We start from the raw sequence: 10342 nt of genomic DNA, 5'->3' as shown, positions 1-10342 counted from the left end.
AGCTGCGGGCCGCGATCGAGCTGCGCTTCCGCCGGTACGTCGACCTCGACGTGCGGACGCAGCGGTACGCGACCCCGCGCGAGAAGCGCCTGGCGCTGCACCGGCGCGTGCTGCGCGTGCCGGTCGACGAGCTCGTCGTCCAGGAAGCGACTCCGGCGCAGCTGGCCGAGTACAACCAGCGTGCCGCCGAGATGCGGTCGTACTTCGCCGCGCTGTCGCAGTACGAGATCGAACGGCTAGTCGAGGACTACCGCCGCTTCGGCAGGCGGTGGCGCCGCAGCTGGCAGCAGCTGACCAACCGCGCGCTCGACCTGTCCCTGGTCTGGGCGGTGCTGCGCCGCGCGATGGCGGACGTCGAACCGGTCACCGGCGCCGTGCCCGAACCGCTGCCCGCCTATCCGGGCAGCCGGGAGCGGCTGGCCGACGTCTGCCCGGACCGGCGCTGGCCGCCGGACCCGCGGGCGCTCGACCACACCGTTGAAGCCGCCGGGCCCCGCAGGTCGTGGGAGGAGTGCTACAACGCGGCGAGCGTGTACGCCGTCGCGATGCTCGAAGTCGGCCCCCGCGGCGAACGCGACCTGCGCGACCGCGCCCGGAATCCCCGTCTGGAAGGGGAAGCGCGCGACGAAGTGGCCCGCCGGGCGGTCCGCGAGCTCTACCACGCGGCGACGATCAGCCACAGTGGACGGCTGCCGGAACGCCGCTCGTGGGTGATGGGGGAGGACCCCGACCTCGCGGCGCTGCGCGGGCACGAGCTGTTCCGCGTCTTCGAGATGGTCACCTTCTCCCCGGACCGCGCGGCACCGCTGAGGCCGCAGCGCGCGCACGTGTGGGAACAGGTCAGCTACGTCCGCCAGCTGGTCGCCGAGATCGCCGGCTGCCGCGCGCACTTCTGGCGGACCCGGCCCGCGGAGCCGGCGCCGGACAGCCGGACCGTCGACCGCTGGCGCGCCGCCGATCGCGACGCCTGGCGGAAGCTGACCGCGCTGGCCACCGGCAAACAGGATTGGTACACGCGCTACCAGGCCATCTGCGCGTTCCGCGAGTGGTCGGCCGAAGCCGGCTACCCGGGGTCGATCTCGGGTTTCCCGCTCTACAGCGCGGAAGGCCTGCACGCCCAGCTGCGCGGAGCGGCGGGCCGGCGCGGGAAGACCGGCCTCGACGCGAACGTCGTCGTCCGCGAGTACGTGCGGCTGTGCGACCAGCGGCTCGACCAGCTGGTCGCCGACATCGCGGAACTCGAGCACACCCTCGTCGCCGACGACCACGCGGCGCGTGCCGAGCTGTGGGCGGCGCTGTGCTCGTGGTTCGACGACGACATCGCCGACGGCTCGTCCGCCGGCGAGCGGCGCGAACGGTTCCGCAAGCTCGCCCGCCTCTAGGACGGCCGCGTGTAGCGGTGCTTGACTCCGGCCGGGAAGTACTCGGGATCGCCCGCCGGGCGCAGGACGACGTCGGGCAGCTGCCGCTCGGCGGGGACGTAGTGCGCGAATTCGCTGTTTAGTCGCACCAGCTGCGCGCGCACGGATTCGGCGATCCGGCCGGCGTCGGAGCTCGCGCCCGGCGCCGTCTCGACGGTGATCCGCAGCCGCCGGTCGCGGTCGGCGTCCTCGACGGACTCGATGACGAACTTGCCGGTGACGGTGTCGCTGATGCCGGGCTGCTCCAGCCCGACGGTGACGTTCTCCGGGTAGACGTTCGCGCCGAAGAACGAAACCGTGAACAGCGACCGGCCGAAGACGTAGACGAACGGCAGCGCCGGCCCGGGCGGCGGCGTGAAGCCGTGGCGGGCGCAGTAGTCGAGCAGTTCGGCGTGCGGCAGGACACCGCCGTCGTCGGCGATGTGGTAGCGGATCAGCGGGATCCCGCCGTCCGCGGTGAAGACGAGCGTGCCGTCGTGCACCTCGAAGAAGCGGCTCGCCGGGTCGTACTGCACGAGGGTCGGGAGCCGGGCGTCGCCGAAGACCTCGCGGGCGAGGTCCGGGTGATCGGCGAAGAACCGCCGGATGCCCACGGACACCGGCGTTTCGGTGCCGAGCACGCCCGCGTCCGCGGTGCCGTAGAGCGACGCGATGTCGGTGACGGGGTCGGCGACCCCGGCCCGCTGGGCGACGAGGTCGCGCCACTGCTCGCTGAAGACCTCGCCGGCGAGGACGAGCTTGATCGCGTACGCGGGCCAGTCGACGCCTTCGGCCAGCCCGGTGTCGACGACATCTTTGACGAACGGCGGGTAGCCGAGCAGCACGACCTGCTCGAAGTGCGGCGCGAGCTCCGGGAGCACGCGGAGGATCTCGGCCTTGTTGTTGCCCGGCGCCACGACGGTGATCGGGCAGCCCTTGGCGGCGAGGTGGCGCACGCACGCCGTGGTGAAGAGCCCGCCGACCCACGTCCCGAGCGGGAAGCAGACGACGGCGAGGGTGCGCTTCCGGTCGGCGTGGAAGCCGTCGACCAGCACTTGTTCGAAGCGGCCAGCGACGTGCAGCTCGTCCTCGAGCGCCCGCGGCCAGATGGTGGGGTGGCCGCTGGAGCCGGAGGAGACGGCGATCATGTCGTTGCCGTCGAAGCTGCCGCCCCGGCACAGTTCGGGCAGCGGGTACTTCCGGTGGTAACCGGCCTTGTCCACGAGCGGGAGCTTCCGGAAGTCGTCGATCGTGGCGACGTCCTCGGGCGCGATCCCGTGCGTCCGGAGGAAATCCCGGTAAGCGGGCACGGTTTCCGCGGTGCGGCGGAAGAGTTCGAGGACGTGGCTTCCGGCGGCGGGTTCCGGGGGAGCGAAGAAGGTGTCGAACGCCTGCCGCACGCGGGTCTGCCGACCGAGGTCCATGATCGGAGCATAGCGGCCACCGCGTGTCATGATGGGCGCGTGAGCACCTCCGCGGAGCACCACCCCGCCGGCGCGCCGTTGACCCTGTACCTGGTCAAACGGCTCGAACTGGTGATCAGGGCGCTCCTCGACGACGCGCTCCGCCCGCTGGGGCTCACGACGTTGCAGTACACGGCGCTGACGGTCCTGCAGGCGAGCGGCCCGCTGTCCTCGGCCCAGCTGGCCCGGCGGTCGTTCCTCCGGCCGCAGACGATGCACGAGATGGTGCTGGCGCTGGAGAACCGCGGCCTGATCGCCCGAACCCCGAAGGCGGGCAACAAGCGCGTCCTGCTGGCCGGCCTGACCGACGCCGGCCAGTCCCTGCTGACCGACTGCGCCCCGGCGGTCGGCGAGGTCGAGCACGCCCTGCTGGCCGACCTCAGCCCCGGCCAGCGCGCGACGTTCCGCGAGGGCCTCCTGCACGGGGTGACCGCACTGGGAGCGCTGTCAGAACTCCGCCGCTCTCAGGAAGCCTGAGTCTTTCCGGGCGCAGGCTTGGTGTGGCGACTGGACGACCGGCGTCCGCCGACTGGAGTCTTCACTCAGGCTTGCTGACACTTCCGGATTAGTCCGGACGAGTGGAAGCGACGAGTGGCGCGTAGCACGCGTGTGGCGCCGGACGTTGGAGGGTACGTCCCCTGTCCAGCGCATCCGCACCTGGAGGTTCGCCGACGTGACCCGGGCCAGCGCCGTGGCCGCCAGATGGGCCGCCACCCGCCGCCTACTGGTAGTGGCCGGCGCGGCAGCGGGCCTGTGGCTGGCGCTGTGGCTGACTTCGGGCGATGCCGACGCGACGACGTCGGGTGGTTCCGGTGTTCCTGGGGTTGCCGCCCTGGGGGCGGGGTCGGTGGTGCAGCTGTCGGGTTCGGAGGTCGAGTGGGTGCGTCCGGGTGGGCCCACCGTGCCGCCAGTGGCTGGGGTTGCCGCTCCGAGCGCGAGGTTGCCGGGATCGGCGGTCGCGCAGGTGCGTTCGGCAGGGTCGGCGATGTCGCAGGTTACGGCCGCAGCTGCGGGTCCGGCGGCTGAGACCGCCGTGCGGGCGACGCTGCCGGTGACCGGGGCTGCAGCGGGTGCGGGGTTGGTTGAGTCACTGGCGCGAATGGCGCCGACGACTGGGGGTGCCCCTGCGAGCACGAGGTCGCCGGGATCAGCGGTCGAGAGGGTGCGTCCGGCTGGGTCTGCGGTCTCGCGGGCGGCTCGGGTCGCTGCTGCAGGCGCCGGTTCGGTTGGACCGACGATCGAGCCGATGGCGCGAACGATGCGTTCACCCGAGCCCGTGGTGTCGCCGGTGCCCGAGGTCGTCGCGGCGGGTGTGGGTTCGGCTTCCAGCACGATCGCGCCGGCGGTGCGATCGGCGGGATCGTTGGTTGTGCCGGCGCGGGCCCTCGGATCGGCCGGGCCGGTAACTGATGCCGTGCAGGCGGTGCGTCCCGTCGCTCGTGCGGCCAAGACCGTAGCACCGGTGGTCGAGCCGGTAGCCGCGGTCGTGCGTTCGGCCGAGCCGGTGGCCTGGACGGTCGCTGACGTCGTGACGCCGGTCGCCGCGGCTGCGGGGCCGGTGGTCGAGTCGGTTTCCCGTGCTGTCGAGCCGGTGACCGGTGTCGTTGTCGCGCCCATCACGAGGCCCGTGCTCGAGCCGGTCGCGGATTTCGTGCAGGCGGTGGCGAAGCCGGTCACCACCACGGCGGCCACGGTTCTGCGACCCGTGGTGCGGGCGGTCGAGCCGGTCGTGGCGCCGCTGACCGGTGCGGTCGCCGGTGTGCTGCGGCCGGTGGTGGATGCCGTCGAGCCGGTGCTGTCGCCCGTCACCGAGACCGCCGGGCGCGTCTTGGCGCCGGTGACCGATGTCGTGCGGGCGGTGGCGAAGCCGATCCTCGACACCGCAGCCGGGGTGGTCGAGCCGGTGGTGCGGACGGTCGAGCCGGTGCTCCCTCCCGCCACTGACGGCGTCGGACCCAATCCCGGTTCCGGCGGCGATGTTGTTGGGCTGCCGCACGCGAAATCGTTGCTGCCGTTGCGGAAGGCTCTTCTCTCCGCGCCCGTGAACGCGACCACGGCGGCCCCCCGCTGGGGGTCCGAAGTGGACGTTCAGCGATCGGCGCACAAGACGCGTCAAGCAAGTCCGGCGCAGCACGCGGACCGGGCATCCCAAGCCCGCCGCGGGCCCGCCAAGACCCCGCCGTTGCCGGCCGCGCCCGCGTTACCGGCGCTGTCCGATCTCGCCGGTGGGTCCGGCAGCACGATCCCGCCCGCGTTCCTGAGCACCGAGCACGGGATCCGCGACCTGCGGCCCGGCACGTGGGATTCCGAGGCCTTCGTGCCGCTCTTCCGGCCCTGCGAACCGGGTACCGGCCCCGGCTAGGCCCGTCCCGATCTTCCGCTCCGTCGTGCGCTCCGCGGCGTGTTCCGCGCTGCCCGCGACCAGAACTCGAATCGACCAACCACGCGTGGAAGAGGGACGTAATGGAAGCGAACGTGTTCGACCTCGGGAAAGTGCGAAGAGACGCGGTGGTCACCGTCCGCCTGGACGCGATGGCCAACGTCAGGCTCCTGACGGAGGTCAACTTCCAGGCATACCGGCGCCGGCAGTACTACCGGATGCACGGCGGGGTGGCCACCGCACCGATGTTCAAGATCCACATCCCCGCCAACGCGCACTGGTTCCTGGTGCTCGACGTCGAGGGGCTGGAGAACCTCCCCCTCCGCCCCCGGGTGAGCGTCGAGCCGGAACCGGCCGCGGCGGCCAGGGGACGCACCGGGCGGCGGTGATCGCGTCCCTCCGCGGTCTTCGGGCCGCGGAGGGACACAGGTGTGGCCGCCCGGCGACGGGGTAGTCCCCTGGGGATGCAGACTTTCCTGCCCTGCCCCGACTCCACGGCCAGCGCCCGCACCCTCGACCGCCGCCGGCTCGGCAAACAGCGCGTCGAGGCCCTTCAGGTGCTGCGCGCGCTCGTCGTGCCCGGCTACGGCTGGCGCCACCATCCCGCGGCGAAGATGTGGACCGGCTACGAAGAAGCCCTGACCCGCTATGGCTTCGAGGTTTGCGCGGTGTGGTGTGCGTTGGGGGCGGCCGATACGTGCGCGGTGAAGCTTGCCGACGAGTACAGGCGGTCGCTCGGCGGTGCGGAGGTTCGGACGCAGGCGGAGCTGGCGGTCGCTGGTGAGCTGCCGCCGTGGCTGGGTGACGAAGCCCTGCACTGCAGCCATCAGTCGGCGTTGGTGCGCAAGGACCCGGACCATTACCGCGCGCGGTTCCCCGATGTGGCGCCGGATCTGCTGTACGTGTGGCCGCCGTCGGATCGCCCCTCGCGTATGGCTTGAAGCCGCGCCGCCGACTTGCGGTCGGCGGCGCCCGAAGCCTGAGTGGCCTGAACGGGCAGTGTGCGGGAGCTGCCCGCGGCTGGTGGGAACCGAGAGCAGTGCTCTCTTCGATGGGCGATGTACGAGAGCGGTGCTCTCCGTGCCTGCGCCGTCGGAGAGCGGTGCTCTCCGCAGCCGGTAGGGCCCGAGAGCAGTGCTCTCTGCGCCTGGAGTCGACCGAGAGCGGTGCTCTCGGCAATCGGGGCTGTCGGAGAGTGGTGCTCTCTGTGTCCGCACGCGCGGCCGTGGGAGAGCGGTGCTCTCTGTGTCGAAGTTGACTGGCGCCGACTGAGAGCGGTGCTCTCCGCAAGCGGAGTCGCTGGAGAGCGGTGCTCTCTATGTCGAAGCCGACTGGCGTGGGTGGAGAGCAGTGCTCTCTCAGGTCGAGGTCGACCGGCGGGTGCGGAGAGCGCTGCTCTTCGTGGTCGAAGCCGAGCCGGAGCAGGCCGAGAGCAGTGCTCTCTGTTTCGAGGCTGACCAGTGCGGGTCGAGAGCAGTGCTCTCTGTGGCCGAAGTCGACCGGCGTGGAGTGAGAGCGGCGCTCTCTGGGGCGAAGTCAAACCAGGGGCGAGAGCGGTGCTCTCTGGAGCGAAGCCGAACCGGTGTGCGTCGAGAGCGGTGCTCTCTGCGCTGAATTCGGCCGCCGTTGGTGCGAGAGCGGTGCTCTCTGTGGTCTATGGCGCCCGAGGGCAGTGCTCTCTGTGGTCAGCGTGGCCCGTAGCGCAGAGCCGAGGTTGGGCGGGGCCGCTGTCGATGCGCCCCTCCGTGCCGCGCCGACCGAATTGGCACCGGACCTGCGCCCCCGGTGGTCCACCACGCCGGCCCGGCCGACCTTCGGCGGATTTACAACGTTGTACCAACGATGTAAAAGTTGGTCCGCGCTGTTCGCACGCCGTCGAAGGGGTCACCGATGTCCTCGCCTGCACGTGCTCACCTCACCCGTCGCGACCTGCTCCGGCTCGCCGGAGGGACGGCCGCCGCCGTGGCTGCTGCGCTTTGGCTGCCTGGGATGGCCGCCGCCGCGGGGAGCTTCAGTCCGATTCGGCCGCCGGCTACTCCGCTGATCGTGCGGTCGCCCTACCTGTCCACCTGGCAAGCCGCCGACAACCTCGCCGGTACGTGGTCGAGCTTCTGGACCGGTCACATCACCGCACTGTGCGGCCTCGCCCGCATCGACGGCACCGCGTACGTCTTCGCCGGCTCGCCCGCGCTGCCATCCGGGTCCGCGCTCACCCCGATGACGCAGGTCAGCCTGCAGGTCACCGGCACCCGCTCGACGTACGTCCTCACCGGCGGGGGCGTGAACCTCACCGTCACGTTCTTCTCGCCCGTCGACCCCGCGAACCTCCAGCGCCAGTGCGTGCCCTTCGGCTACGTGACCATCCAGGCGACGGCCGTCGACGGGCGGGCGCACGCCGTCGACCTGCACTTCGACACCTCCGCCGAATGGGTGCACGGGGACACCGCCACGCCGGTCACCTGGACCCAGCAGCAATCCGGCGGCTACACGCTGCTCAGCTGCACCCCGGCGACCCCGGGCGTCCTCCAGGAGAACGGCGACCAGGCGAGCTGGGGCCGGCTCGTGCTCGCGGCGCCAACTTCCGGGACCAGCTGGCAGATCGGGCAGGACACCGTCGTGCGCGCCGCTTCGGCGGGGCAGGGCGCCCTGAACAACACCAGCGACACCGCCCAGCCCCGGGCGATCAACGACCGCTGGCCGGTTCTCGCGTTCAACAAGGACCTCGGCACGATCCCGGCCGGCGGCTCCTCGGCCCCGTTCACGCTCTCGATCGGGCACGTCCGCACGCCCGCCGTCCGGTACCTCGGCACCGCGCTCAACCCCTGGTGGACGCACTACTGGGGCAGCTGGCCGGACATGGCCGTCTGGTTCGGCAACGACTACGCGAGCGCGCTGGCCGCCGCGACCGCGATCGACCAGCGGCTGCACGACGACGCCGTCGCCGCGGCGGGTGGCGGGACCACCGGCGAGCACTACGCCGGGATCTGCGCGCTGGCCCTGCGGCAAGCCTTCGGCGGCACCGAGCTGGTCGACCGCGGCGGCGCGCCGTGGGGGTTCCTCAAGGAGATCTCCTCCAACGGCAACATGTCCACAGTGGACGTCACCTACCCGGCGTTCCCCGCCTACCTCTACCTTTCGCCTGCTTATCTGCGGCTGATCCTGGAACCGCTGCTCGACTACGCCGAGCGCGGCGGCTGGCCGATGCAGTTCGCCGAGCACGACCTCGGCACCCACTACCCGGACGCGACCGGGCACAACGACGGCAACGAGGAGAGCATGCCGGTCGAGGAGTCGGCCAACATGCTGATCATGGCCGCCGCCCTCGTCCAGCGGCTGCCGTCGGCGAGCGCGGTCGCCTTCGCGAACACCCACTACCGGATCCTGCGGCAATGGGCCGAATACCTCATCGGCAACACCCTCGACCCCGGCTTCCAGAACCAGACCGACGACTTCACCGGGTTCATCGCGCACAGCGCCAACCTCGCGCTCAAGGGCATCATCGGCGTCGGCGCGATGGGCGTCATCGCGGCCGCGACCGGCAACACCGCCGACGTTCAGCGGTACCGCTCGACGTCGCGGAGCTACCTCAGCCAGTGGGTGACGCTCGCCGAGGACGGCCAGCACCTCAAGCTCGCCTACGACCAGCCCGGCACGTGGAGCTTGAAGTACAACGGCTTCGCCGACCGCGTGCTCGGCCTCGACCTCGTCCCGCTCGGCGTCGCCGCGCAGGAGGCCGCCTGGTACCAGGGCCGCGCGGGCGCGCACGGCGTCCTGCTGGACCCGCGCAACAACTACACGAAGGCCGACTGGGAGCTGTGGACCGCGGCGTGGCTGACCGACCAGCCGAACATCCGGAACACGCTGGTCGAGGGCGTCTACAGCTACGCGAACAGCACGCCGCAGCGGGTGCCGTTCAGCGACTGGTACGTCGTCGCCGACGCGACCCAGCGCGGGTTCCAGGCCCGTCCGGTCGCCGGCGGCTACCTGGCGCTGCTGACCCGGCCGGCGGCGTCGGCGACGGTGTGGCGCAAGCTGCAGAACCAGCGCTCGGGCAAGGTCCTCGCCGTCTCGAACATGTCGCTGGCCGACACCGCCGAGGTCACGCAGTGGTCGGACAACGGCACCGCCGACCACCTCTGGGCCGTGGTCGACAACGGCGACGGCACCGTCCGGATCGTCAACCGCAACAGCGGGAAGGTCCTCGCGGTGCACGACCAGAGCCTCGACGACGGCGCCCACGTCCAGCAGTTCCAGGACAACGGCACCCCGGACCACAACTGGCGGATCGTCGACGCCGGCGGCGGCTGGTCGAAGCTCGTCAACGTCCGCAGCGGCAAGGTCATGGCGGTCGACCAGCAGTCCACGGCGGACGGTGCCCAGGTGACCCAGTGGGCCGACAACGGGACTCCGGACCACCTGTGGCGGTTCGTCTGACGCCGTTTGCGACACTGGCGCCGTGTGCGCCGACCCCATCCGCCGGTTCCTGGCCGAGCAGGACCCGCCGACCCCGTTCCTGGTCGTCGACACCGACGTCGTCGCCGCCCGGGCGCGGGAGGTCCGCGCGGCCTTCCCCGGCGCGCTGATCCGGTACGCGGTGAAGGCCAACCCGGCGCCGCCGGTGCTCGACGCGCTGGTGGCGGCCGGGATCGGCTTCGACGTGGCAGGTCCCGCCGAACTGGCGCTGTGCCTGGAGCGCGGCGCCGCCCCGGCGGACCTCGCCTACGGCAACCCGATCAAGAAGCCGCGGGACATCGCGTTCGCCTTCGAGCGCGGGGTCCGGGAGTTCACTTCGGACGCGCCGGACGACGTCGACCACCTGGGCCGGCACGCGCCGGGCTCGGCCGTGTCGATCCGCGTGGTGCTCGACGGGCCGGACTCGGCGACGCCGTTCGGCCGGAAGTTCGGCTGCGAGCCGGCCGAGGCACTGGACCTGGTGCTGCGCGCGGCCGCGCGCGGGCTGCGGCCCGGGATCGCGTTCCACGTCGGTTCGCAGCAGCCGGACGTCGCCGCCTGGGAGATCGGGATCGCCACGGCGGCGAAGCTGTTCGCCGAGGCCGCGGCCCAGGGGGTCGCGCTGACACGGCTGAACCTCGGCGGCG

The 10342-nt window shown here is 71.8% G+C and carries 6 protein-coding genes and 2 pseudogenes; 7 read left to right on the top strand and 1 reads right to left on the bottom strand.

All coding sequences use genetic code 11. From position 1 onward, the window contains the following. Positions 1 to 1382: pseudogene (locus G3I65_RS12245) on the top strand (hypothetical protein); the annotation flags it as partial. Here the strand turns inward: G3I65_RS12245 and G3I65_RS12240 are convergent. Further along, positions 1379 to 2824, bottom strand: a complete 1446-nt coding sequence (locus tag G3I65_RS12240) for a phenylacetate--CoA ligase family protein (RefSeq protein WP_239071087.1) — start codon at positions 2822 to 2824, stop codon at positions 1379 to 1381. The pseudogene G3I65_RS12245 and the gene G3I65_RS12240 sit on opposite strands and share 4 nt — an antisense overlap. A gap of 39 nt (positions 2825 to 2863) precedes the next feature. Between G3I65_RS12240 and G3I65_RS12235 the strand changes: the two genes are divergently transcribed. From G3I65_RS12235 to G3I65_RS12210, 6 genes and pseudogenes are all read left to right on the top strand, one after another. After that, a complete protein-coding gene (locus G3I65_RS12235) occupies positions 2864 to 3340 on the top strand; it encodes a MarR family winged helix-turn-helix transcriptional regulator (RefSeq protein WP_160696208.1) in 477 nt (158 codons plus the stop codon). An 811-nt stretch (positions 3341 to 4151) separates the two neighbouring features. Next, complete coding sequence (locus G3I65_RS12230; RefSeq protein ID WP_160696207.1) at positions 4152 to 5225, top strand: hypothetical protein; 1074 nt, start codon at positions 4152 to 4154, stop codon at positions 5223 to 5225. Between the two features lie 101 nt (positions 5226 to 5326). Then, positions 5327 to 5632 (top strand): DUF1883 domain-containing protein, encoded by a 306-nt coding sequence (locus G3I65_RS12225; protein WP_086858244.1) that lies wholly within the window; start codon positions 5327 to 5329, stop codon positions 5630 to 5632. Positions 5633 to 5707: 75 nt separating this feature from the next. Further along, on the top strand, positions 5708 to 6184 hold the full coding sequence (locus G3I65_RS12220) for an MSMEG_6728 family protein (RefSeq protein ID WP_160696206.1): 477 nt from the start codon (positions 5708 to 5710) through the stop codon (positions 6182 to 6184). Between the two features lie 949 nt (positions 6185 to 7133). After that, on the top strand, positions 7134 to 9677 hold the full coding sequence (locus G3I65_RS12215) for a glutaminase domain-containing protein (RefSeq protein WP_160696205.1): 2544 nt from the start codon (positions 7134 to 7136) through the stop codon (positions 9675 to 9677). A gap of 22 nt (positions 9678 to 9699) precedes the next feature. Beyond that, positions 9700 to 10342, top strand: a pseudogene (locus tag G3I65_RS12210) (ornithine decarboxylase); the annotation flags it as partial.

It is taken from the genome of Amycolatopsis sp. SID8362 (assembly GCF_010550475.1).
Lineage (GTDB): Bacteria > Actinomycetota > Actinomycetes > Mycobacteriales > Pseudonocardiaceae > Amycolatopsis > Amycolatopsis eburnea.
The sequence above is the reverse complement of the archived record's forward strand: the minus strand, read 5'-3'. Positions and strand labels throughout refer to the sequence as shown.